General features: G+C 71.4%; 23 protein-coding genes. 20 read left to right on the plus strand and 3 right to left on the minus strand.

Features of this window, described 5'->3' with window-relative positions:
* Nucleotide 1 precedes the first annotated feature (1 nt).
* The 13 genes from AYL44_RS10255 to dapF all read left to right on the plus strand — a co-directional run bounded on the left by AYL44_RS10255 (nucleotide 2) and on the right by dapF (nucleotide 12,408).
* Nucleotides 2–493, plus strand: a complete 492-nt coding sequence (locus AYL44_RS10255; protein ID WP_064003184.1) for a GNAT family N-acetyltransferase — start codon at nucleotides 2–4, stop codon at nucleotides 491–493.
* 68 nt (nucleotides 494–561) lie between these two features.
* Nucleotides 562–3,258, plus strand: coding sequence for an FtsK/SpoIIIE family DNA translocase (locus AYL44_RS10260; RefSeq protein ID WP_064003185.1), 2,697 nt, complete (start codon nucleotides 562–564; stop codon nucleotides 3,256–3,258).
* 33 nt (nucleotides 3,259–3,291) lie between these two features.
* Entirely contained in the window at nucleotides 3,292–3,858 is a 567-nt protein-coding gene (pgsA, locus tag AYL44_RS10265; RefSeq protein WP_064003186.1) for a CDP-diacylglycerol--glycerol-3-phosphate 3-phosphatidyltransferase, read from the plus strand.
* Nucleotides 3,858–4,394 (plus strand): CinA family protein, encoded by a 537-nt coding sequence (locus AYL44_RS10270; protein ID WP_064003187.1) that lies wholly within the window; start codon nucleotides 3,858–3,860, stop codon nucleotides 4,392–4,394. Before pgsA ends, AYL44_RS10270 begins: the two co-directional genes overlap by 1 nt.
* A 149-nt stretch (nucleotides 4,395–4,543) precedes the next feature.
* Nucleotides 4,544–4,864: a helix-turn-helix domain-containing protein gene (locus AYL44_RS10275; RefSeq protein WP_064003188.1), complete on the plus strand. Its 321-nt coding sequence runs from the start codon at nucleotides 4,544–4,546 to the stop codon at nucleotides 4,862–4,864.
* Nucleotides 4,865–4,871: 7 nt separating this feature from the next.
* The gene (locus AYL44_RS10280) at nucleotides 4,872–5,093 is read left to right on the plus strand and encodes a DUF3046 domain-containing protein (RefSeq protein ID WP_064003189.1); all 222 of its coding nucleotides are present in this window, start codon (nucleotides 4,872–4,874) and stop codon (nucleotides 5,091–5,093) included.
* Between the two features lie 226 nt (nucleotides 5,094–5,319).
* On the plus strand, nucleotides 5,320–6,378 hold the full coding sequence (gene recA, locus AYL44_RS10285; RefSeq protein ID WP_064003190.1) for a recombinase RecA: 1,059 nt from the start codon (nucleotides 5,320–5,322) through the stop codon (nucleotides 6,376–6,378).
* A gap of 2 nt (nucleotides 6,379–6,380) precedes the next feature.
* Nucleotides 6,381–7,088: a regulatory protein RecX gene (locus AYL44_RS10290; RefSeq protein ID WP_064003191.1), complete on the plus strand. Its 708-nt coding sequence runs from the start codon at nucleotides 6,381–6,383 to the stop codon at nucleotides 7,086–7,088.
* Between the two features lie 83 nt (nucleotides 7,089–7,171).
* On the plus strand, nucleotides 7,172–8,092 hold the full coding sequence (locus AYL44_RS10295; protein WP_064003192.1) for an ABC transporter ATP-binding protein: 921 nt from the start codon (nucleotides 7,172–7,174) through the stop codon (nucleotides 8,090–8,092).
* Complete coding sequence (locus AYL44_RS10300) at nucleotides 8,089–8,967, plus strand: ABC transporter permease (RefSeq protein ID WP_064003193.1); 879 nt, start codon at nucleotides 8,089–8,091, stop codon at nucleotides 8,965–8,967. The genes AYL44_RS10295 and AYL44_RS10300 overlap by 4 nt, the downstream gene beginning before the upstream one ends.
* A gap of 48 nt (nucleotides 8,968–9,015) precedes the next feature.
* Nucleotides 9,016–10,572, plus strand: a complete 1,557-nt coding sequence (gene miaB / locus AYL44_RS10305; RefSeq protein WP_064003194.1) for a tRNA (N6-isopentenyl adenosine(37)-C2)-methylthiotransferase MiaB — start codon at nucleotides 9,016–9,018, stop codon at nucleotides 10,570–10,572.
* Nucleotides 10,573–10,576: 4 nt separating this feature from the next.
* Nucleotides 10,577–11,503, plus strand: coding sequence for a tRNA (adenosine(37)-N6)-dimethylallyltransferase MiaA (gene miaA / locus AYL44_RS10310; protein WP_064003195.1), 927 nt, complete (start codon nucleotides 10,577–10,579; stop codon nucleotides 11,501–11,503).
* Nucleotides 11,504–11,541: 38 nt separating this feature from the next.
* Nucleotides 11,542–12,408 (plus strand): diaminopimelate epimerase, encoded by an 867-nt coding sequence (dapF, locus tag AYL44_RS10315; protein WP_064003196.1) that lies wholly within the window; start codon nucleotides 11,542–11,544, stop codon nucleotides 12,406–12,408.
* Between the two features lie 14 nt (nucleotides 12,409–12,422).
* Here the strand turns inward: dapF and AYL44_RS10320 are convergent, their stop codons facing one another.
* Nucleotides 12,423–13,064 carry a class I SAM-dependent methyltransferase gene (locus tag AYL44_RS10320; protein WP_064003197.1) on the minus strand — a complete coding sequence of 214 codons (642 nt, stop codon included), beginning with the start codon at nucleotides 13,062–13,064 and terminating at the stop codon, nucleotides 12,423–12,425.
* A 78-nt stretch (nucleotides 13,065–13,142) separates the two neighbouring features.
* On the opposite strand from AYL44_RS10320, the gene hflX reads away from it, so the two are divergent.
* Nucleotides 13,143–14,657: a GTPase HflX gene (gene hflX, locus AYL44_RS10325; protein ID WP_064003198.1), complete on the plus strand. Its 1,515-nt coding sequence runs from the start codon at nucleotides 13,143–13,145 to the stop codon at nucleotides 14,655–14,657.
* Between the two features lie 12 nt (nucleotides 14,658–14,669).
* On the opposite strand, the gene AYL44_RS10330 is transcribed toward hflX, so the two are convergent.
* Entirely contained in the window at nucleotides 14,670–16,568 is a 1,899-nt protein-coding gene (locus AYL44_RS10330; RefSeq protein ID WP_064003199.1) for a S9 family peptidase, read from the minus strand.
* A gap of 210 nt (nucleotides 16,569–16,778) precedes the next feature.
* Between AYL44_RS10330 and AYL44_RS10335 the strand changes: the two genes are divergently transcribed.
* Nucleotides 16,779–17,735, plus strand: coding sequence for a methylenetetrahydrofolate reductase (locus AYL44_RS10335; protein WP_064003200.1), 957 nt, complete (start codon nucleotides 16,779–16,781; stop codon nucleotides 17,733–17,735).
* Nucleotides 17,732–20,056 carry a 5-methyltetrahydropteroyltriglutamate--homocysteine S-methyltransferase gene (gene metE / locus AYL44_RS10340; RefSeq protein WP_064003201.1) on the plus strand — a complete coding sequence of 775 codons (2,325 nt, stop codon included), beginning with the start codon at nucleotides 17,732–17,734 and terminating at the stop codon, nucleotides 20,054–20,056. The genes AYL44_RS10335 and metE overlap by 4 nt, the downstream gene beginning before the upstream one ends.
* A 57-nt stretch (nucleotides 20,057–20,113) precedes the next feature.
* Here the strand turns inward: metE and lexA are convergent, their stop codons facing one another.
* The gene (lexA, locus tag AYL44_RS10345) at nucleotides 20,114–20,779 is read right to left on the minus strand and encodes a transcriptional repressor LexA (RefSeq protein WP_064003202.1); all 666 of its coding nucleotides are present in this window, start codon (nucleotides 20,777–20,779) and stop codon (nucleotides 20,114–20,116) included.
* A gap of 277 nt (nucleotides 20,780–21,056) precedes the next feature.
* Between lexA and AYL44_RS10350 the strand changes: the two genes are divergently transcribed.
* From AYL44_RS10350 to hisH, 4 genes are read left to right on the plus strand one after another with little or no spacing between them, the layout of a single operon-like run.
* Complete coding sequence (locus AYL44_RS10350) at nucleotides 21,057–21,434, plus strand: LysM peptidoglycan-binding domain-containing protein (RefSeq protein ID WP_064003203.1); 378 nt, start codon at nucleotides 21,057–21,059, stop codon at nucleotides 21,432–21,434.
* Between the two features lie 27 nt (nucleotides 21,435–21,461).
* Entirely contained in the window at nucleotides 21,462–22,535 is a 1,074-nt protein-coding gene (locus AYL44_RS10355) for a histidinol-phosphate transaminase (protein ID WP_064003204.1), read from the plus strand.
* 54 nt (nucleotides 22,536–22,589) lie between these two features.
* Nucleotides 22,590–23,201 carry an imidazoleglycerol-phosphate dehydratase HisB gene (gene hisB, locus AYL44_RS10360; protein WP_064003205.1) on the plus strand — a complete coding sequence of 204 codons (612 nt, stop codon included), beginning with the start codon at nucleotides 22,590–22,592 and terminating at the stop codon, nucleotides 23,199–23,201.
* Nucleotides 23,198–23,842, plus strand: a complete 645-nt coding sequence (gene hisH, locus AYL44_RS10365) for an imidazole glycerol phosphate synthase subunit HisH (protein WP_064003206.1) — start codon at nucleotides 23,198–23,200, stop codon at nucleotides 23,840–23,842. Before hisB ends, hisH begins: the two co-directional genes overlap by 4 nt.
* Nucleotides 23,843–23,883: the final 41 nt, after the last annotated feature.

Here is a 23,883-nt window from a genome sequence, read left to right on the forward strand (position 1 = left end):
CATGCCCGAGTCGTGGTCGCTGCGCCCGGCCGTTCAGGCGGACGGGGTGTTCCTCGGCGACATGGTCGTCGAGGCCGCCAACTGGCGGGCCGGTGCGGCGCGCCCGCGACACGAGATCCTGTCGCACCCCGACTACAGCAGGTATCTGTCGGGGTGGATGCGGCCCGGTGACGTCGGGTTCGTCGCCGTCGCCGGGGCGGAACAGATCGGGGCCGCGTGGTACCGGACGATGCCGCCGAACGATCCCGGCTTCGGGTACGTCGGCACGGGGGTGCCCGAGCTCATCATTGGGGTGAAACCGCTGTGGCGTTCGCACGGCGTCGGGCGTGCGCTCCTGCGGCGACTGTGCGACGAGGCCCGCACCGAGGGCCGCGCGCGCATCTGCCTGTCCGTCGAGCGGGGGAACTTCGCCCGGGTCCTCTACCGGAGTGAGGGGTTCGCGGTCACCCGCAGCGGCTTCGGCCGCGACACGATGGTCATGCGCCTCGGCTGACCGCGGATACCGGCCAGGGGTCGCGTCAATCCGGGCACATGTCGGTCCTCGCGCCTACCGTGGAAGGTATGCCCAGGAGCAGCAGTCCGGCCAGCAAACCCCGCGCCTCCGCGTCGGGCTCCTCGGCACGCGCGAAGAAAGCCGAGCCCACGCCTCGTCGGAAGGCCGAACCGGCCCCGAAGCGCTACGTCGACGACGTCGAGCGTCCCCCGGTCCTGGTCCGCGCCTGGCTGGGGCTCGCGCACGTGGCGGGCGGCATGTTCCGCGCCTTCGGCTCCGAATCGCTCGAGAAGGACCAGCGGCGCGACGGGTTCCCGTTCCTCCTCGTCCTCATGGCGATCGCGGGCGCCGTCGTCGAGTGGTTCCTCATCGGGACCGAGGTCGGCACCAGCATCAGCGCCTACACCGTGGGTGCGCTCATCGGCCGCGAGGCGTTCGTCTTCCCCGTCATCCTGCTCCTGCTCGCGGGGTGGCTCTTCCGGCATCCGCCCTCCGTCCACGACAACGGCCGGATCGGCATCGGCGCGGGCCTGTTCATCCTCGCGGTCGCCGGGTTCTGCCACGTCGTCGCGGACCGGCCGCAGCCGAGCGAGGGCCTCGCCGCGCTGAGCGCCGCGGGCGGCCTCTTCGGGTGGGCCATCGGCGAACCCTTGACGGTGCTCACCGAGATCGGGGCCGGCGTCGTGCTGGGCCTGCTCGCGTTCCTCAGCGTCCTCATCCTCACCAAGACCCCGCCGAACCGCATCGGGCGGCGCCTCGGCGACCTGTACGCCTGGATGTTCGGCGCCGAGCGCTCCGAGGCCGACGACGCGCCGTCCCAGGGTCGGACCGGACCGACGGTCGCCTTCGACGCACCCGAGGACGAGGGTGCGTCGCTGCCCTGGTGGCGGCGCAACAAGTCCGGCCGCGAAGAGGACGCCGACGGCGGACTCGGCGCCGACGACCTGACGGCGCTCCTCGAGGCCAGCGGCGACGGCAGCTTCGACAACCCGGTGACGACGCCGACGCCCGAGGTGATGCCGGATGCCGTGACGGAGATCATCGCGCCCGCCGCGCCCCGTACGCCGGGCCGCAAACGCGACGCCGCGGACGGGGACGTGCCGCCTGTTCCGCCGCTGCCGGACTTCGTGGCCGCGAACCTCGACTCCGTCGACCCGGATGCCGCGGACTACCGGCTGCCGTCCGCCGACGCGCTCGCCGCCGGCACGCCGCACAAGGCGCGCTCCGAGGCGAACGACGCGATGGTCCGCGCCATCATGGGCGTCTTCGAGCAGTTCTCCATCGACGCGAAGGTGACCGGCTTCTCGCGCGGACCGACCGTGACCCAGTACGAGATCGCTCTGGGGTCCGGGGTCAAGGTCGAGCGCATCACCGCGCTCACCAACAACATCGCGTACGCCGTCGCCTCCAACGAGGTCCGCATCCTCGCCCCGATCCCGGGCAAGAGCGCGATCGGTGTCGAGATCCCCAACACCGACCGCGAGATCGTCACGCTCGGCGACGTCCTGCGCTCGCCCAACGCGCAGCAGGCGACGCATCCCATGACGATCGGCATCGGCAAGGACGTCGGCGGCGGCTACGTCGTCGCGAACCTCGCCAAGATGCCCCACCTCCTGGTCGCGGGCTCGACCGGTTCGGGCAAGTCGAGCTTCGTGAACTCGATGATCACGAGTCTGCTGATGCGCGCGAAGCCGTCGGACGTCCGCATGGTGCTCATCGACCCCAAGCGGGTCGAGCTCACCTCGTACGCCGGCGTGCCGCACCTCATCACGCCCATCATCACGAACCCCAAGAAGGCGGCCGAAGCGCTGCAGTGGGTCGTGAAGGAGATGGACATGCGGTACGACGACCTCGCGTCGTTCGGATTCCGCCACATCGACGACTTCAACCGTGCCGTCGTGGCGGGCGAGATCCAGCTCCCCGCCGGCAGTGAGCGCGTCCTGAAGCCCTATCCCTATCTGCTGGTCGTGGTCGACGAGCTCGCGGACCTCATGATGGTCGCCCCCCGCGACGTCGAGGACTCGATCGTCCGCATCACGCAGTTGGCCCGTGCCTCCGGCATCCATCTCGTCCTCGCGACGCAGCGGCCGTCGGTCGACGTCGTGACGGGTCTCATCAAGGCCAACGTCCCGTCCCGTCTCGCGTTCGCGGTGACGAGCGTCACCGACTCGCGCGTCATCCTCGACCAGCCTGGCGCCGACCGCCTCATCGGTCAGGGCGACGGGCTCTTCCTCCCGATGGGTGCGTCCAAGGCCGTGCGTGTGCAGGGCGCGTGGGTCGCCGAGAAGGAGATCGAGAAGGTCGTCGCGCACGTCAAGAACCAGGCGCGACCTGAGTACCGCAAGGACGTCGAGGCGATCGTCGAGAAGAAGGAGATCGACGCCGATATCGGTGACGACCTCGAGCTGCTCCTCGCCGCCGCCGAGCAGATCATCACGACCCAGTTCGGGTCGACGTCGATGCTGCAGCGCAAGCTCCGGGTCGGCTTCGCGAAGGCGGGTCGCCTCATGGATCTCCTCGAGGCGCGCGAGATCGTCGGTCCCTCCGAGGGTTCCAAGGCCCGCGACGTGCTCGTCACCCCCGACGAGCTGCCCGCGGTCCTCGCCCGCCTCCGCGGCGAGGAGCCCCCGGCGGACGCGACGCCCCTGTCGACTCCTGCGGCCGACCCGTACGGTCCCGACGCGGTGACGCAGCAGTTCGAGGGCTACGAGGTCGTCGAGTCCGAGGGCGATGAGGATGCCTGGGGTCTCACGGGCCGCGACTGAGGTCGGGTGTCCGCGGCTCGATAGGCTCGGACCGTGACGATCCCGCGGCAGCTCCCGAACGCCATCACGATTCTGCGCATCCTGTGCGCGCCGGTGTTCGTCTGGATGCTCCTCGCCGACGGCGGCTCGGACGGCCCGCTCCGGTGGTGGGCGGCGGTGCTGTTCATCGTCGCGATCGCGACGGACGGCATCGACGGGTATCTCGCCCGCAAGCACGACATCGTGACGGACCTCGGCAAGCTGCTCGATCCGATCGCCGACAAGGTGCTGACCGGGGCCGCCTTCGTGTCGCTGTCCATTCTCGGGGAACTGCCCGTCTGGGTCGTCGTCCTCGTCCTCGTGCGCGAACTCGGCATCACGGTGCACCGCCTCGTCGTGGCCACCGACCACGTGGTCGCGGCCGCCTGGATGGGGAAGCTGAAGACGGTCGCGCAGGCCGTCGCCCTCTCGCTCGCCCTCCTGCCGCTCTGGACGGTCGTGGGGGAGTGGATCCACGTCGTCAACACGATCACGATGAGCATGGCCGTCGTCCTGACCGTCGCCAGCGGGATCGACTACGTCGTCACCGCGCTCCGCTCCCGCACCTCGAGGAAGCCATGATGCGCCGGACCCCCAGCGAACTCCCCGAGGAGCTCGAGCAGACCGCGGTCGCCAGCGGACCCCGCTCCGAGTCCGAGCGGCTCGTCGAGCGGCTGAAGGAACTGGGGTGGACCCTCGGCGTCGCCGAGTCGCTCACGGGCGGCCTCGTCGCGGCATCCGTCGTCTCGGTGTCGGGTGCGTCGGCCGTCTTCCGCGGCGGCGTCGTCGCCTACGCCACCGATCTGAAGGAGCGGCTCCTCGGGGTCGACACGACCCTCCTCGAGGCCCACGGTCCCGTGCATCCGCGCGTGGCGCGCCAGATGGCGGACGGCGTCCGCCGGACCGTCGGCGGCGCTGAGCCCGCCGACGTCGGCATCGCCACGACGGGGATCGCCGGCCCGGTGTCGTCGGACGGGCAGCCGGTGGGGACGGTGCACATCGCCGTCTCCACGCCGCTCGGATCACGGGTCGAGTCGCTCCTGTTGGAGGGCGACCGGGACGAGATCCGCACGGCTGCGGCAGCCCGTGCGATCACGCTCGCCGTCGACGCTCTCTGAGGCGGGAATAGCGCTCGTTCCGAGCACGTTACGTCTCGGTGATTCCCATCCATTCCCCAGCGCTCGGGGTCTAGGGTGACATCGAACGTGTTGTACCGTGGTTCCCCCGCAAGGGATTCGGTGGATCGCAGCAGAGGGAGGGCCCACGCATGATCCTGGTTCGTCAAGAGATCGGTGACGTCCTCCGCGACTTCCGCTTGCAGAAGGGTCACACCCTCCGCCAGGTGTCCGGCAAGGCCAGTGTGGCCCTCGGCTACCTGAGCGAGGTCGAGCGCGGGCAGAAGGAGGCGTCGAGCGAGATCCTCGCCGCCGTCGCCGAGGCACTGGATGTGCCGATCTCCGCCATCATGCGCGAGGTGGGCGAGCGCATCTCCGTGCTCGAGGGCCTGCACTCGCTGAGCGACGTCGTCCCGGACGACCTCGCGTCGCTGGGAGAGGACGTCCCCGCTCCCGAGCTGTCGCTGCGCTGACCGCTCGATGCGTCACAGCGAGTTCGATCGCGCCGTCTCGGACGAGTTCGGTGCCGGGGGGTCCGCCCTCGTCTCGGATCTCGTGCTCTCCGCCGTGGGTAACAAGACGGCCCGCGAAGCGCTGGACGCCGGCGTCCCGCCGCGCGAGGTCTGGTACGCGCTCTGCGCGGAGACCGACGTCCCCGTCGCCCGCCGACACGGGGCAGGGCGGCTCGATCCGCGCCGCTGACCGGCGTGTCGTATCGAAGATGCGTTCGATGCGGGCGTAGTCTCCTTCACAGCGGGTGTCGTAGAGACGTCATCCACGGAAGCAGGCGCCGACAGATGGATGTCGGAGGGTCCTCCTAACGTGAACGACGTCAGATGACACCCCCGCCCTGTCGCAGAATCCGAACCGTCGGTGACGATCGCGACAGCCTACGGGCGACGGAACCGCGAGCACGAAGGAGCACGACATGCCATCACCTGCCGACCGCGAGAAGGCCCTCGAATCGGCCCTCGCCCAGATCGATCGCCAGTTCGGCAAAGGATCGATCATGCGACTGGGCAGCGACGAGCGCGCTCCCGTCGAGGTCATCCCGACCGGTTCCATCGCGCTCGACGTCGCCCTCGGCATCGGCGGCATCCCCCGCGGCCGTGTCGTGGAGATCTACGGTCCGGAGTCCTCGGGTAAGACGACGCTGACGCTCCACGCGATCGCGAACACGCAGCGCGCCGGTGGCATCGCCGCCTTCATCGATGCCGAGCACGCCCTCGACCCCGCCTACGCCGAGAAGCTGGGCGTCGACATCGACGCCCTGCTCGTCTCGCAGCCCGACACGGGTGAGCAGGCGCTCGAGATCGCCGACATGCTGATCCGCTCCGGCGCCATCGACCTCGTCGTCATCGACTCCGTCGCCGCGCTCGTCCCCGAGGCCGAGATCAAGGGTGAGATGGGTGACTCCCACGTGGGTCTCCAGGCGCGCCTCATGTCGCAGGCCCTCCGCAAGATCACGGGTGGTCTGAATCAGACGAAGACGACCGCGATCTTCATCAACCAGCTCCGCGAGAAGATCGGTGTGTTCTTCGGTTCGCCCGAGACCACCGCCGGCGGTAAGGCGCTCAAGTTCTACGCGTCCGTCCGCCTCGACATCCGTCGCATCGAGACGCTGAAGGACGGCTCCGAGGCCGTCGGCAACCGCACGCGTGTGAAGGTCGTCAAGAACAAGATGGCGCCTCCCTTCAAGCAGGCGGAGTTCGACATCCTCTACGGAGTCGGGATCTCGCGCGAAGGCAGTCTCATCGACTTCGGCGTCGAGCACGGCATCGTCAAGAAGTCGGGTGCGTGGTACACGTACGAAGGCGAGCAGCTCGGTCAGGGCAAGGAGAACTCCCGCAACTTCCTGCTGAAGAACACCGATGTGGCAGCCGAGATCGAGACCAAGATCAAGCAGAAGCTCGGCATCGGCCAGCCCAAGCAGGCTGCAGCGGATGCCGCGACGCCCGACGAGCTGGCGGCTCGCCGCCCGGCCTGATCATGACGGACCGGAACGGGGGCGAGCGCGACTCGCTCGCCCCCGTCATCCCCCTCTTCGGACAGCGGGTCGAGCGCTCATCCGTATCCTCCGGCGATACCGAGGCGCAGCCGTGGCATGCGACGTGGATCGGCGAGCGATCGGAATCGGAGCGGGCCGCGCGTGCCGCCCATCCGGCGACGGGAACCCTTCCCGTGCTCGTCCCCGCCGAGGAGGATGAGGCCGCTGCGGCGGCGGAGCGGACGCTGCTGCGAAAACTCCGCACGCGGTCGCTGTCCGTCCGGGAGGCGCGATCGGCTCTCCGAGAGCACGACCTCGACGAGGCCGCATCCGAGGGCATCATCGACAGGTTCCTGTCGTTGGGGTACCTCGACGACGCCGCCCTGGCGGAGCAGCTGATCGACAAGGCGACCTCCCGCAAGGCGCAGGGTCGTCAGGCCATCGCGCAGACGCTCTCGCAGCGAGGAATCCCGCGAGAGGTCGTCGACGAGGCGCTCGCACAGCTTCCCGACGACGAGGCGGAGCGCGCGCTCGAGTTCGCCCGCACCAAGGCGCGCGGACTGGTGGGCGTGGAGCGGGATGCCGCGCTGCGGCGGTTGGCAGGTCAGCTCGCCCGACGGGGGTACGGCGCCGTCGCGCTGTCGGTGGCGCGTCAGGCGCTGGATGAACTCAGCGTGTCTCCACGGAGCGGGGTTCGTTTCGAGCCGTGACTCCCGTGTCGACGGTGTCGTCGTGCGGCCTCGTCTGACAGACTCGGCCCCACGTGCGCATCGCACGTCGGAGAGGGCGTGCAGTGGCGATCGAGGTCGAGGGACTCGTCAAGTCGTACCGGGCGGTGCGGGCGGTGGACGGGATCTCGCTGACCGTCCCCGACGGGCAGCTCTTCGCCTTCCTCGGCGCCAACGGCGCGGGCAAGTCGACGACGATCGGATGCCTCACGACGCTGCTCCGGGCCGATGCGGGTCGCGTGCGGGTGGCCGGCCGGGACGTGGCGGCCGACGGTGAGGCGGTGCGGTCCGAGATCGGCGTCGTCTTCCAGCGCTCGCTCCTCGACGACGGCCTCACGGTGCGGGAGAACCTCGCCCTGCGGGCGACCCTGTCGGGCGTGTCCCGGCGGCGCTTCGGTGTGCGTCTGTCCGAACTGTCCGAGCTGATCGAGCTCGAGGACGTCCTCGGGCGCCCGTACGGACGGCTGTCCGGCGGCCAGCGCCGTCGTGCGGACATCGCCCGCGCTCTCCTGCACGAGCCGGCGATCCTCTTCCTCGACGAACCGACGGCGGGCCTCGATCCCGCCAGCCGCGTCGCGGTCTGGGCCGCGATCGGCAGACTCCGCCGCGAGCGGGGACTCACCGTCTTCCTCACGACCCATTACATGGAAGAGACCGAGGAAGCTGATCAGGTCAGCATCATCGACGCGGGCCGCATCGTGGCCGAGGGGACGCCGACCGCGTTGCGCGCCCGGTTCAGCCGCAGCATCCTCACTGTGACGACCGACGACCCCGCGGCCGTGCTCGCCCATCCCGACGTCGACGCCGCGACGGTCGAACGCGACGGCGAGGTGCTGGTCGTCCCCGTGGCGGGCGCGGACCAGGCGCGCCGCATCCTCGCCGTCCTGGGCGACGGCGTGCGCGACTTCGAGTTCCGGCACGGGCGCATGGACGACGTGTTCCTCGCGCTCACGGGCCGACGGGACGAAACGGAGGATGCGGCGTGAGGATCGTCGCGGCGATCGTGCGCCGCAACCTCACCCTCTTCTCCCGCGACCGCCTCAACGTCTTCTTCTCGCTGCTGAGCGGTCTCATCCTCTTCCTCCTGTACACGCTCTTCCTCGCGCGGCTGCAGGTCGACGGGCTCGAGCAGTCCCTGCCTCGCGCGAGCCGCGGCGAGATCGAGGCGTTCGTCGACAGTTGGATGCTGTCGGGCATCGTCCTGCTCACGACGGTCACCTCGGGCATCGGCGCCGTCTCGGTGTTCGTGGACGATCGGGCGACGGGGCGGTTCGGCGATTTCCTGGTCGCCCCGATCCGGCGAACGCACCTTGTGCTCGGCTACCTCATCTCCTCGGTCACCGTCGCCGTGCTCATGTCGGGCATCATCTTCGTCCTCACCGTCCTGCACCTCGGTCTCGTCCGCGGCACGTGGCTGCCGCCGGAGCAGATCGCCGCTGCCCTCGGGGCGATGCTCCTGTGCTGCGCGGCGTTCACGACGCTGGGGTGCTTCGGAGCATCGTTCCTCACCACGACGGGGGCCTACTCCGCGTTCTCCACCGTTGTGGGCACCGTGCTGGGGTTCGTCGCGGGCTCGTACATCCCGGTCGGCTCCTTGCCCGAGACCGTGGCCGACGTCATCAACGCGCTGCCCTTCGCGCAGGGGGCGATGCTGCTGCGGCGCCCCTTCACCGAGGGCACGCTCCAGGCGGTGACGGGAGGCGACACGAAGGCGGTCGCCGACCTGTCGGAGTTCTACGGCATCGACATCGCCGTCGGGTCCGCAACGGTGCCCGCGTGGGCGGCCGTCACGATCCTGCTCGCCGTGGCGGTCGTCTTCAGCGCGATCTCGGCGGGCCGCATCCGTTCGCTCCTGCGCTGAGCGGCGCCGCCTCCGGCACCGCGACACGGCTCGTAGAATGGCCTGATCATGACCAGCCCTTCCGCTGCCCCCACCCTCATCGCCCCGTCCGCCGCCGCGCGCGCCGCCGACGGCCGGCCGCGCACCTACGAGGTGCGGACGTTCGGGTGCCAGATGAACGTCCACGACTCCGAGCGGCTCTCAGGATCGCTCGAGTCGGCCGGGTACGTGCGCGCCGATGCGGGGACCGAGGCCGACGTCGTCGTGATCAACACGTGCGCGGTCCGCGACAACGCGGCGGGCAAGCTGTACGGCACGCTCGGTCACCTCAAGAGCCGCAAGGACAAGCACGACGGCATGCAGATCGCCGTCGGCGGGTGCCTGGCCCAGATGGACAAGGATGCCGTCCAGCAGAAGGCACCCTGGGTCGACGTGGTCTTCGGCACCCACAACATGGGGTCGCTTCCGAGCCTCCTCGAGCGTGCCCGCCACAACGGCGAGGCGGAGCTCGAGATCCTGGAGTCCCTCGAGGTGTTCCCCTCGACCCTCCCCACCAAGCGCGACTCCGCGCACAGCGGCTGGGTCTCCATCTCAGTCGGCTGCAACAACACGTGCACGTTCTGCATCGTCCCGAGCCTGCGCGGCAAGGAGAAGGATCGTCGCCCCGGCGACATCCTGAACGAGATCCGGCTGCTCGTCGAGGACGGCGCGATCGAGGTCACCCTGCTCGGTCAGAACGTCAACAGCTACGGCGTCGAGTTCGGCGACCGGCAGGCCTTCAGCAAGCTTCTGCGCGCCGCCGGCGAGATCCCCGGTCTCGAGCGGGTGCGCTTCACGAGCCCGCACCCGGCGGCCTTCACCGACGACGTGATCGACGCGATGGCCGAGACCCCCGCGGTCATGCCGCAGCTGCACATGCCCCTGCAGTCGGGATCGGACCGCATCCTCAAGGCGATGCGTCGTTCGTACCGCAGCGAGCGGTTCCTCGGCATCCTCGACCGGGTGCGCGAGAAGATGCCGCACGCCGCGATCTCGACGGACATCATCGTCGGGTTCCCCGGCGAGACCGACGAGGACTTCGAGGACACGATGCGTGTCGTCGAGCAGGCGCGGTTCGCCGGCGCGTTCACCTTCCAGTACTCGATCCGCGAGGGCACGCCTGCGGCGACCATGCCCGACCAGGTGCCGAAGGAGGTCGTGCAGGAGCGGTACAACCGCCTCGTCGCCCTCCAGGAGCGGATCTCCCTCGAGGAGAACCAGGCCCAGCTCGGTCGCACGGTCGAGGTGCTCGTGTCCACCGGGGAGGGGAAGAAGGATGCCGCAACGCGCCGCCTGACCGGTCGCGCCGAGGACAACCGCCTCGTGCACTTCGAGGTTCCCGACGGATCGCCGACGCCGCGCCCCGGCGACGTCGTCACGACGGTGATCACCCACGCCGCTCCGTTCCACCTGCTCGCCGACAGCCCCGACGGCGCGCCGCTGCGCATCCGCCGCACGCGGGCCGGCGACGCGTGGGACCGCGCGCAGGCGGACTCCTGCGGCGTGCCCGCCCCGGCGGGGGAGGCGGGGCCCCGCGCGGTCTCGCTCGGCCTGCCGGCGCTGCGCACCGCGACGCCCGGGCTCTGACCCCGTGGGCGCGGCGCGCCTGTGGGCGATCGTCGGCGCGACCGGCACCGGAAAGACCGCGCTGTCGCTGGAGATCGCCGAGGAGCTGATCCGTCGCGGTCGGCCTGCCGAGATCGTGAACGCCGACGCCATGCAGCTCTACCGCGGCATGGACATCGGGACGGCCAAACTGCCCGAGGCGGAGCGTCGCGGCATCCCGCATCACCTCTTCGACGAGTTCGACGTGACCGAGGACGTCGCCGTCGCCGTCTACCAGGAGCGCGCGCGGGCGGCGATCCGCGGGGTCTTCGACCGCGGCGGTGACGCGATCCTCGTCGGCGGGTCGGGCCTCTACGTCTCGAGTGTCGTCTTCGACTTCCGGTTCCCGCCGCGTGATCCCGCCCTGCGTGCCCGTCTCGAGGCGGACCTCGACGCGGACGGCGCCGAGGCGCTGGTCGCCCGCATCCGGGAAGTGGACCCGGATGCCGCCGACCGCCTCGATCCGCGCAACGGCAGACGCGTCGTCCGCGCCCTCGAGGTGCTCCTGCAGGGCGCCGACACGCACGGCGCCGCGCTTCCGGACGCGCCCGTACTGTGGCATCCCGACACGACGATCGTGGGCGTGCACCTCGAGCGCGAGGAGCTCGTGGCGCGACTCGACGAGCGGGTGCGCGGAATGTGGCGGGACGGTCTGCTCGCCGAGGTCGAGGCGCTGCGGGCGCATGGGCTCGAGTCGGGCCCGACCGCGCCCCGCGCGATCGGCTACGCGCAGGCCCTCGCGCAGCTCGCCGGCCGGATGACCGAGGACGAGGCGATCGCCGAGACCCAGGCGCTGACGCGGCGGTACGCCCGCCGTCAGGTGTCGTGGTTCCGCCGGTACCCCGGGATCCGGTGGGTGGATGCCGGGACCCCCGGCGCCCGCCTGGTGGCGGCGGCACCGCACTCGCGGTGACCGGCGTCCGCGCCGCGGCCCGCGCCTAGACTGGTCGGGTGTCGACGATCGCATTCACGAAGGGCCACGGGACGGGCAACGACTTCGTCGTGGTCGCCGATCCCGACGGCGACCTGCACCTGACCGGCGAGCAGATCGCCGCCCTCACCGATCGTCGCTTCGGCATCGGCGGTGACGGGCTGTTGCGGGTCGTGCGCTCCTCGGCCGTCGACGCCGGCGCGCAGACGCCCGACGCCGAATGGTTCATGGACTACCGCAACGCCGACGGATCCGTCGCCGAGATGTGCGGCAACGGGGTCCGCGTCTTCGTGAAGTACCTGCTCAGCGCCGGGCTCGCGACGCTCGCGCCGGGCGAGACCCTCCGCATCGGCACCCGCGCCGGCACCAAGACCGTCACCCTCGCCGACAACGGCTTCGAGGTCGACCTGGGCCTGTGGCGACCGATGGCGGACGAGGTCCTCGTTCGCGCCCGCGGGCTCAAGGTCGCCCGACCCGGTCTCGGCATCGACGTCGGGAACCCGCATGTCGTCGTCGCGCTCTCGAGCGAGGACGAGCTCGCCGGGCTCGACCTGTCCGTGCAGCCCCTCCTCGACCCGGAGCCCGCCGCCGGCGCGAACGTCGAGTTCGTCGTCCCCGAGGAGCCCCTCGTCACCGACGGCGTCGGCGCCATCCGCATGCGCGTGTTCGAGCGCGGCGTGGGCGAGACCCTCTCGTGCGGGACGGGGGTCGCGGCATCCGCGCTCGCCGTCCGTCACTGGGCCGGCACCGGCGCGCCGGACCGCTGGACCGTCGATGTGCCGGGCGGTCGCCTGGGGGTCCGTGTGGTCCGGACGGATGCGGGGGAGCGGGTGCTCCTCTCCGGACCGGCATCCCTCGTCTTCTCCGGCGAGATCACCCTCGCCTGAGCCGGACGGCGACGTCAGGGGAGCGTGATCGTGCCCGTCGCGGGCGTGCCGTGGCGACGCACCTTCAACACGCGGAAGCCGCGTCCGGTCGCCGCGCGGCTGACCGAATAGCCGCGGTCCAGCGAGGCGGCGAGCCAGCGCTGCAGGGAATCGGAGCCGAGGTTGCGCTGGACGACGAGCCACGCGTCGCTGCGTTCGGCGAGCCGGGGGATCCAGGTCTCGAGCATCCCGTGCAGGACGTCCTTACCCACCCGGATTGGGGGGTTCGAGCGGATCGTGCGGAAGGCGACACCCTCCGGAACATCTTCGGGCTGCACGGCGTTGACATTGTCGAGGCCGAGTTCCTCCGCGTTGCGGCGGACGAGGTCGAGAGCCCGCTCGTTGACGTCCACGGCCCAGACCGTGGCGCGCGGGGCGTCGAGGGCGAGGGACAGCGCGATCGGACCCCAGCCGCATCCGAGGTCGAGCAGATGACCGCCGGCCGGTGGTGGGGGAGTGTTCGCCAGGAGCACCGCCGTCCCTCCGTCGATGTGGTCGGGACTGAACACCCCGCCCGCCGTCGTCACCTCGACATCGCGACCGGCGAGGGACACACGGATGCGGCGGAGGTTCTCAGAGCTGGACGGGGACGCGCTGAAGTAATGGTCGCTCCCCATGCGACGAGCGTAGCGGAGGCGGTCCCGGGCGCGGGAAGCTAGAGTTCACGGATGGCCGCGAGGCCGCGAAAGGATCACATGACAGACACCACCACCCCTGCCACGACGGACGAACCGGTGGACCCGGTCGACCGCGTGCTCGCGCGCGCCGAAGCGCGTTCGGGGGTGCGCGTGTTCGGCGCCGCACAGGCGTTGCAGGACGAGAGCACCGTCGCTTACGGCGACACCGACGGCGAGCAATGGGACCGCGAGGAGCGCGCCGCGCTGCGCCGCGTCCCCGGCCTGTCGACCGAACTCGAGGACGTCACCGAGGTCGAGTACCGGCAGCTTCGCCTCGAGAACGTCGTCCTCGTGGGCGTCTACCCGCAGGGATCGACGGAGGATGCCGAGAACTCGCTGCGCGAGCTCGCGGCGCTCGCCGAGACCGCCGGTGCCGTCGTCCTCGACGGCGTGCTGCAGCGGCGTCCGCACCCCGACCCGGCGACCTACATCGGCCGCGGGAAGGCCGCGGAACTGCGCGACCTCGTCGTCGCCGTCGGCGCCGACACCGTCATCGCCGACACCGAGCTCGCCCCCAGCCAGCGGCGTGCGCTCGAGGACGTCGTCAAGGTCAAGGTCATCGACCGCACGACCGTCATCCTCGACATCTTCAGCCAGCACGCGAAGAGCCGCGAGGGCAAGGCGCAGGTCGAGCTCGCCCAGCTCGAGTACCTCCTCCCGCGCCTGCGCGGGTGGGGTGACTCGATGAGCCGTCAGGCGGGTGGCCAGGTCGGTGCCGGCGGTGCCGGTATGGGCTCGCGCGGTCCCGGTGAGACGAAGATCGAGCTCGACCGTCGCCGCATCCGCACCCGCATGGCGATGCTGCGCCGGCAGATCCGCGACTTCGCGCCCGCCCGCGACGCCAAGCGCGCCGAGCGCAAGCGCAACACGATCCCCTCGGTCGCGATCGCGGGGTACACGAACGCCGGCAAGTCGAGCCTGCTGAACAAGCTCACGAGCGCGGGTGTCCTCGTCGAGAACGCCCTGTTCGCGACGCTGGATGCCACGGTGCGCCGGGCCCAGGCCGCCGACGGACGCGTCTACACGCTGACCGACACCGTCGGGTTCGTCCGCAACCTGCCGCACCAGTTGGTCGAGGCGTTCCGCTCGACGCTCGAGGAGGTCGGCGACGCCGACGTCATCGTGCACGTCGTCGACGGGTCGCACCCCGATCCGGCGGCGCAGCTGGCGACCGTGCGCGATGTGATGGGCGACGTGGGCGCTCGCTCGACGAACGAGATCGTCGTGTTCAACAAGGCCGACCTCATCGACCCCGACACGCGGCTCGTGCTGCGCGGGCTCGAGCCGAAGGCGCACTTCGTCTCGTCGCGGACAGGCGAAGGCGTCGCCGAGCTGCGCGCGACGATCGAGGACGCCCTGCCGTTGCCGGCCGTCGAGGTCCGGGCGCTCGTGCCGTACGACCGCGGCGACCTCGTCAACGCGGTCCACGAGTCCGGACACATCCTGTCGACGCGCCACGAGGAGGGCGGCACCGCCGTCCACGCGCACGTGTCGGAGCGACTCGCCGCGGAGCTCGCGCCCTTCACCCGCTGAGCGCGCCCGCGGTCAGCTGAGCGTGATCGCCGGGACGCCGGGCGTCTCGAAACCGAACACCTCGCCCAGGAAGGCGAGTTCGGACTCGAGCGCGTGGATGACGTTCTCCGCCCGTCGGAAGCCGTGCCCCTCGCCGTCGTACAGGACGTAGGCGTGGGGCACGCCCTTCGCCGCCAGCGCGTCCCGGATCGCTTCGGCCTGCGACGGCGGCACCACCGCGTCGTCGGCGCCCTGCAGCAGGAGCACCGGCACGCGGAAGCCCTCCGTGTGGCCGAGGGGTGAGCGTTCGAGGTAGAGCGCCTCGGCCTCGGGCAGGGGCCCGATCAGCCCGTCGAGGTAGCGCGCCTCGAAGTCGTGGGTGTCGGTCGCCAGCAGCCGCGCATCCCCCACCCCGTAGCGGGAGATGCCCGCGCTGAACACGTCCGTCCCGACGAGGGCGGCGAGGACGGTCCACCCGCCGGCAGAACCACCGCCGATCGCGATGCGGGCGGCATCCGCTCGTCCCTCCGCCGCGAGACCGGATGCCGCGGCCGCCACGTCGTCGCGGTCGACGACGCCCCACTGCCCCCGCAATCGTTCGCGGTAGGCGCGTCCGTACCCGGTCGAGCCGCCGTAGTTGACCTCGAGGACGCCGATGCCGCGGCTCGTGAAGAAGGTGATTCGGCTGTCGGCGACGCCGCCGACGTGCGCCGTCGGGCCGCCGTGCACGAGGACGAGGTACGGCGGCAGTTCGCCCTCGGGGGCGGCGAAGTCCGGGCTCGTCGGCGGGTGGTCGTAAGCGTGGACCTCGCCGTGCGGTCCGGGGACGGTCAGCGGGCGTACCGGCGGGATCCACTCCGCGCCCAGACCCGAGGGTGTGCCGCGGACGAGGCGCGCGCGTCCGTCCGGGGCGATCTCCCAGATGCCGGTGATCCCAGGGCCCGTCCCCGAGACGAGCGCGCGCGAACCCGCCACGTCCTCGACGACGACGCGGGATCGCGCCGGCATGTCCGTGGCGGCGACGACGCCGTCCGCGCCGATCCGCACGACCTCGTCGGCGCCGTTCGTGCGGACGGCGACGAATCCGCCGTCGGCGAGCGGGGCGTACCACCGCACGCCGAGCACCCACAGGCCGCCGCCGGTGTCCGCGTCCGCGGGTGCGACCGGCACGGATCCCTCGGCCGATGCCGCGTCCTCGCGGCGGAGGTTCCACCGCCCCGTCGGGTCGTCGACGAAGACGAGGCGGCCCGCGGCATCCCACTCCGGCTGCAGCGCGGCGGTCGCGCCCGACGTCACCGTCCGCCAGGTCGACACGAGGCCGTCGTCGAGCTCCGCGACGCGGACCTGCGTGCGGTCCCACGGCATGTCCGGGTGGTCCCACGCGACCCAGGCGAGCCGCCGGCCGTCGGGCGACAGGGCGGGCTGAGCGAGGAAGTCGCTCCCGGCGACGAGCTCACGCACCTCGCCGCCCGCGAGCGGGATCGCGACGATCGACCTGCGGGGGACGGGGGAGTCTCCGTGGACCTCGCGGACGGCTAGCAGGGTGCCCGCCTGCCAGCGCAGGCCGCCGTGGCGGGCGCGGTCGTCGACGGGGGTGAGGGCCTCGGGCTCGCCGCCGGGGCGGAGCATCCAGACGCGCTGGTCGGTCTTCTCGACGAAGAAGAGACGGCCGTCGTCGGAGGTCGTCCACGACCCACCGCCGTACTCGTGCACGCGGGACCGGGCGCTCCAGGGCGCGGGCAGCACGTCGATCGCGCTGCCGTCGTCGGCCGCGCGGCGCACCGTCGTCCGGCCGCCCTCGTCGGGCAGGGACTCGCCCCACCAGATCTCGTCGCCGACGTACCGCGCGCCGTCGAACCGCGCGGCCGCAGCAGACGCGTCGGCGGCGGACAGTGGCGAGATCCAGGAACCGTAGGGGGCGATCGTCGTCATGGCTCCACGGTACGCGGCGGCCGGATCGAAACCGGGCGTCACATGCCCGTCACGGCGCCGACCCGCGTGGCAGCATGAGGGCATCAACAGTGGCCCGGAACCCCGGGCCCGGAGCGACAGCCGAGCCCGGCACCCGCCCGCGATGTCCCCGCACCCGTGTGTGCGGTCCGCGGCCGCCAGGCCTTCCCGTCCCGTCTCCGGAGCACCGCCATGTCGATCATCCAGCCCCCGTCGGTCACGACGGTGCCGGTCTCGTTCGAGGTCTACCCGCCGCGCAGCGACGCGTCCTACGCCGCCCTCTACGAGACGATCGACCGGCTCGCCGCCGTCGACCCCGCCTTCATCTCCGTCACCTACGGCGCCGGCGGCTCCGGCGGCGGTCGCTCCCTCGAGGTGCTCACGCACATCCTGCGCGAGACGCGCGTCGAGCCGTTGGCGCACCTGACCTGCATCGGCAGCTCGTACGCCGAGGCGACGGCCCTCATCCGCGAGTTCCTCGACGCGGGCATACGCTCCTTCCTGGCGCTGCGGGGGGATCCGCCGGCGGGAGCCGGAGAGGATGCGGCGGCGCTCGGCGACCTCGAAAGCGCGGCACAGCTGGTGCAGCTCATCGACCGCGTGCAGGCGGAGACGTCCCCGTACACCGAGGAGCCCATCCCCGGCGTCCCCGGTGCCGCCCGCGTCGAGCGGCGGCCGAGCGTCGACATCGCCGTCGCCGCCTTCCCCAACGGCCACCCGCGCTCGCGGTACCCCGCCGAGCACATCGACGCCCTCCTCGCGAAGCAGGCCGCGGGGGCGACCCTCGCGATCACCCAGCTGTTCTTCCACGCCGACGACTACCTCGCGTTCGTCGCCCGCGCCCGCAGTGCCGGGGTCGAGATCCCGATCCTGCCGGGCATCATGCCGATCACCTCGCCCTCCCGGCTGCGCCGCGTCATCGAGCTGACGGGCGAGCAGGTCCCGGGTTCCCTCGCCGTCGACCTCGATGTCGAGCCCACCGCCGACGGTCGCCGCGAGATCGGCGTCGGACACGCCGCCGATCTCTGCCGAGCCGTCCTCGCGGGCGGTGCCCCCGGCATCCATCTCTACGCCTTCAACAACCACGACACCGTCCTCGCCACCCTGCGCGAGGCGGGCATCATCCCCGCGACAGAGGAGACCTCATGACCGCCTTCCCCGCCGGAACGATCCTCGGCTACCCCCGCATCGGCCGTCGCCGCGAACTCAAGCGCGCCGTCGAGGCCCACTGGAGCGGTGCGCTCGACGAGGCGGGACTCGAGTCCGTCGCCGCCGACCTGCGCCGGACCACCCGCGCCCGCCTCGCCGAGCTCGGACTGGGTCGCGACGACTCGTCGATCCCCGAGACGTTCTCCTTCTACGACCAGGTCCTCGACGTCGCCGCGGCCGTCGGCGCCCTTCCCGAGCGGTTCGCGCACCTGCGTGCGGAGGACGGGTCGGTGCCGCTGTCGGCCCTGTTCGCCGCCGCCCGCGGCGTGGGTGAGGCCGCGCCGCTGGAGATGACGAAGTGGTTCGACACGAACTACCACTACCTCGTGCCCGAGATCGGCCCCGATACGCGGTTCGCCCTCTCGAGCGATCGGTTCGCGCGGCAGGTGGCGGAGGCCGTCGCGGGCGGGTACGTCACCCGTCCGGTGCTCGTCGGCCCGGTCACCTTCCTCGCCCTCGCGAAGGGGACGGATGCCGCCGCCCCCGGCGCGCGCCCACTGGACCGGCTCGACGACCTGCTGCCCGTGTACGTCGAGCTGCTCGCCGCTCTCCGCGCGGCGGGGGCGCACTGGGTGCAGATCGACGAGCCGGCCCTCGTGAGCCAGTCGCTCGGCTACTCGGACGGCGAGCTCGCGACCGCCGCCGCCCGCGCGCTCGAGGTCCTCACCGCCTCGGGCGACCGTCCCGAGATCCTGGTCGCCGCCGGATACGGCGCGCTCTCCGAGCCCGCCTGGCGCGCGCTCGCCGCCTCCGCCGCCGAGGGTCTCGCGATCGACCTGACGCGGGGCGGCGTGCCGTCGCCCGTCGCGGGACTCGACGACAAGGTGATCGTCGCGGGCGTCGTCGACGGCCGGAACGTCTGGCGGGGCGACCTCGCCGGCGCGGCGGACGTGCTCGACGCGGTCGGCGGGCTCGGTGCCGCAGCCGTCGCGGTCGGCACGTCGACGTCGCTGCAGCACGTGCCGCACGACCTCGCCGACGAGCCCGACCTCGATCCCCGCCTCGTGTCCTGGCTCGCCTTCGCCGATCAGAAGGTCTCCCAGGTGACGACCCTGGCGCGCGGGCTCGCCGATGGTCGCGACGCGATCGCCGGGGAGTTGGATGCCGCGACGGCCGCCCTCGCCGACCGCAGCTCGGCGCCCGGCGTCCGGGACGGCGCCGTCCGCGCCCGTGCCGGCGCGCTCACCCCGGCGGACCGGTCCCGCACACCGTTCGAGGTGCGTGCCGCCGCACAGGATGCAGTGCTGGGTCTGCCGGCGCTCCCGACGACCACGATCGGATCCTTCCCGCAGACCGCCGAGATCCGCCGGGCGCGCGCCCGCGCGACGCGCGGCGAGATCGATCAGGCGATTTACGAGGGGTTCCTCCGTGACGAGATCGCGCGCGTCATCGCTCTGCAGGAGGACATCGGGCTCGACGTCCTCGTGCACGGCGAGCCCGAGCGCAACGACATGGTGCAGTACTTCGCCGAGAACCTCGACGGGTTCGCCGTCACCCGCAACGGGTGGGTGCAGTCCTACGGCTCCCGCGCGACGCGCCCGTCGATCCTGTGGGGGGACGTCTCGCGCCCCGCACCCATCACGGTGCCGTGGGCGGCCTACGCGCAGTCGCTGTCGGACGCGCCCGTCAAGGGCATGCTGACCGGACCCGTCACGATCCTCGCCTGGTCCTTCGTCCGCGACGACCAGCCGCTCGGCGAGACGGCCGACCAGGTCGCCCTCGCACTCCGCGACGAGATCGCCGACCTCGAGCGGGCGGGCATCGCGATCGTGCAGGTCGACGAGCCGGCACTCCGGGAGCTCCTGCCGCTGCGGACCGCCGACCAGCCGGCGTACCTCGACTGGTCGGTCGGGTCCTTCCGGCTCGCCACTGCGGGCGCCGCCGACGAGACCCAGATCCACACGCACCTCTGCTACTCCGAGTTCGGGGTCGTGATCGACGCGATCGCGGCGCTCGATGCCGACGTCACGTCGATCGAGGCTGCCCGTAGTCGGGGCGAGGTCATCTCGGAGGTCGCGGCATCCGGATTCGCCCACGGCATCGGACCGGGCGTCTACGACATCCACTCGCCGCGCGTGCCGTCCGTCGACGAGGTGTCGTCGCTGCTCGAGCGCGCCGTCGCGGAGCTCGACGTCCGTCGCCTGTGGGTGAACCCGGACTGCGGTCTGAAGACGCGCGGGTACGACGAGACGGTCGCTTCCCTCCGCCACATCGTCGCGGCGGCTCGCGCGGTCCGCGCCGAGGTGGGCGCCGGGGTCTGAGGCCGCAACGAAGAGAGGGGATGCCGTCCGGCATCCCCTCTCTTCGTGTGCGCGCCGTCACACGGCGCGCAGGACCGCGACGACCTTGCCCAGGACGACCGCGTCATCGCCGAGGATCGGCTCGAAGGCCGAGTTGCGCGGGAGCAGCCACGTGTGACCGTCGCGCTGGCGGAAGGTCTTCACCGTCGCCTCGCCGTCGAGCATGGCGGCGACGATCTCGCCGTTGTCGGCGGTGGCCTGCGAGCGGACGACGACCCAGTCGCCGTCGCAGATCGCGGCATCGATCATCGAGTCGCCCGAGACCTTCAGCATGAACAGTTCGCCCTTGCCGACGAGCTGACGGGGGAGGGGGAAGATCTCCTCGACCTGCTGGTCGGCGGTGATGGGGACGCCGGCGGCGATGCGGCCGACCAGCGGCACCATCGCCGCGTCGCCGACGCTCGGGGCGACGTCCGCCGGGTTCTCGCCCGCCGAGCCCGGCAGGTCGATGAGGACCTCCATGGCGCGCGTCTTGCCGGGGTCGCGACGGAGGTAGCCGCTCAGCTCGAGCTGGTTGAGCTGGTGGGTGACGCTCGAGAGCGACTTGAGGCCGACGGCGTCGCCGATCTCGCGCATGCTCGGCGGGTATCCGTGACGGGCGATGGAGCGCTGGATCACCTCGAGGATGGCGAGCTGCTTGTCGCTCAGGCTCTTGCGCCGACGCGTCTGCGGCTTGTCGCTCATGTCGTTCCTTTCGTCACCCCGGGGTCCCTCCGGGAGCACTCGCCTTCGAATGTCGGAGGTTGGTGATGGGCTCTGATCATCGAAACCGTATCCGGTGTCGATCGGATCGTCCCGTAGCCGACCGCGTGTCGTCTTCGATCGATCTGCGGACAACCGCACCCTTGACAGTCTACGAATATCGAAGATAGGTTCGGAAGAGAACTTCGCACCCGTCCGTCCCGGCCGACGGGCGGGGGCGAAGATCTCATCTGACCGGGGTCACCCCGAGGAGGACACCATGAACTCGATCACCGCCACCAGCAACACCGCAGCCACCCCCGTCGTGCGCACGCGCCTGCGCATGACCACGCGCGGTCGCCGTGTCCTCGCCACGCTCGCCGCGCTGCCCGCGGTCGTCGCTCTGGGCGTCGGCATCCTCTCCGGCGGTGGAGCTCTCGCCAGCGGCGACGCGGGGGCGTCCGCGGGGTCCTTCGACACCGTGACGGTGATGCCCGGCGAATCGCTGTGGACCATCGCGCAGGACATCGCGCCCGACAGCGACCCGCGCGACGTGATCGACGAGATCGTCCGCCTCAACGCGCTGTCGTCCTCCGCCGTGGACGCCGGGCAGTCGATCGCGATCCCGGCCGCCTACTCGGCGCAGGCGGGCGAGTAAGGCCGCGCCACGTCCTACGATGGCGGGGTGAGTGCCAGTCTCGACGACCTCCCCCTCCGCGACGACCTGCGCGGCAAGATCCCCTACGGCGCCCCGCAGGCGTCGCTGCCCGTGACGCTCAACGTCAACGAGAACACCCACCCGGTTCCCGAAGAGGTCGCGGACGACATCCTCGACGGCATCGCGCAGGCGCTGCGCGACATCAACCGCTACCCCGACCGTGAGTTCACGGCTCTGCGCGAGGGGTTCGCGGACTACCTGGGCCACGGTCTCGAGCCGGATCAGATCTGGGCGGCCAACGGGTCGAACGAGGTCCTCCAGCACATCCTGCAGGCGTTCGGTGGCCCGGGACGCACAGCGTTCGGATTCGCGCCGACGTACTCCATGTACCCGCTGCTCACGGGCGCCACGGGCGCCACCTACGTGAGCGGTACGCGGGGCGATGACTTCACCCTCTCCGCAGCGGATGCCGCCGAGCAGATCGAACGTGCGCAGCCGGACGTCGTCTTCCTCTGCACACCGAACAACCCCACCGGCACGCCACTGTCGCTCGAGGTCATCGAGGCCGTCTACGAGGCCTCCCGGGGAATCGTGATCGTCGACGAGGCGTACCAGGAGTTCGCCCCCCGGGACGAGCCGTCCGCACTCACGCTGCTCCACGACCGGGAGCGTCTCGTCGTGTCGCGCACGATGAGCAAGGCCTTCGCCTTCGCCGGGGCGCGCGTCGGCTACCTCGCCGCCGATCCCGCGCTCATCGACGCCCTCCGCCTGGTGCGCCTGCCGTATCACCTCAGCGCGCTCACCCAGGCTGCGGCCACGGCCGCCCTCCGCCACGCCCCGACGATGCTCCGCATGGTCGACGACATCGTCGCGCAGCGCGACCGCATCTCGGCGACCCTGTCGGCTCTCGGATACTCGCCGTACGAGAGCTGGTCGAACTTCGTCCTCTTCGGGGGCGTGGACGACCCGGCGGCGACTTGGCAGGGCCTCTACGACCGCGGCGTCCTCATCCGCGACGTCGGCCTGCCGCACACCCTCCGCGTCACGGCGGGCAGTGAAGAGGAGTCGACGGCGTTCCTCGAGGCGCTCGCCTCCCTCTGAGCCGACGTCGGTCACGGGCGCGGTCGGGCCATCACGCCTCGGTAGACTCGGGGCATGAGCACCCCTGCGCCCCGCACCGCCTCCGTCCGGCGGGCGACCAGCGAGTCGACCATCGAGCTCGAGCTCGACCTCGACGGCACCGGTCGGAGCACGATCGACACGACCGTGCCGTTCTTCGATCACCTGCTCACGGCGTTCGCGAAGCACTCGCTCACAGACCTGACGGTCCGCGCGACGGGCGACACACACATCGATGCGCACCACACCGTCGAGGACACGGCCATCGTGCTCGGTCAGGCGATCCGCCAGGCCCTCGGCGACAAGTCCGGCATCTCGCGGTACGGCGACGCGCTCGTCCCGCTCGACGAAGCGCTCGCGCAGGCGGTCGTCGACATCAGTGGCCGGCCCTACCTCGTCCACTCCGGTGAGCCGGCGGGCTACGAGTTCCACCTCATCGGCGGCCACTTCACCGGCTCGCTCGTGCGCCACACCTTCGAAGCGATCGCCTTCCACGCCGGCCTGACCATGCACGTGACGCTCGTTGCCGGCCGCGACCCGCACCACATCGCCGAGGCGGAGTACAAGGCCTTCGCCCGCGCGTTCCGGCAGGCGAAGGCGCTCGATCCCCTCGTCGCCGGCATCCCGAGCACCAAGGGCGCCCTGTGACGGATGCACCGCTCGTCGCGGTCCTCGACTACGGCTCCGGCAACGTCCACTCGGCCGTCAAGGCGCTCAGCGAAGCAGGCGCCGACGCGCGGCTGACGAAGGATCGCGGCCTGATCGCCGACGCTGCCGGACTCCTCGTCCCGGGTGTCGGGGCCTTCTCCGCCGTCATGTCGGCTCTGCGCGCGAGCCGCGGAGACGAGCTCATCGGTCGCCGTCTCGCCGGGGGGATGCCGGTCCTCGGCATCTGCGTCGGGATGCAGGTGATGTTCGAGCTGGGTGTCGAACGCGGAGTCGACACCGAGGGGCTGGGGGAGTGGCCGGGCGCGGTCACCGAGCTGCAGGCACCGTTGCTGCCCCACATGGGCTGGAACACCGTCCGCGCCGGCGAGGGGTCGACGCTCTTCGCCGGACTCGAGGACGAACGCTTCTACTTCGTGCACTCCTACGGCGCGCAGGACTGGACCCTCGACGTCATCAAGCCGTTCCGCGAGCCGGTGCTCACCTGGTGCGACTACGGGGCGCCGTTCCTCGCGGCCGTCGAGAACGGCCCGCTGTCGGCGACGCAGTTCCACCCCGAGAAGTCGGGCGCGGCCGGCATCCGTCTGCTGTCGAACTGGATCGGGTCGCTTCCCGCGTCCTAGTAACGTGTCCCTCTGTGCGCGCGCCCGGTGCGCACATCGTC

The sequence above is a fragment of the Microbacterium oleivorans genome (assembly GCF_001644225.1).
Taxonomy (GTDB): Bacteria; Actinomycetota; Actinomycetes; order Actinomycetales; family Microbacteriaceae; genus Microbacterium; species Microbacterium gawkjiense.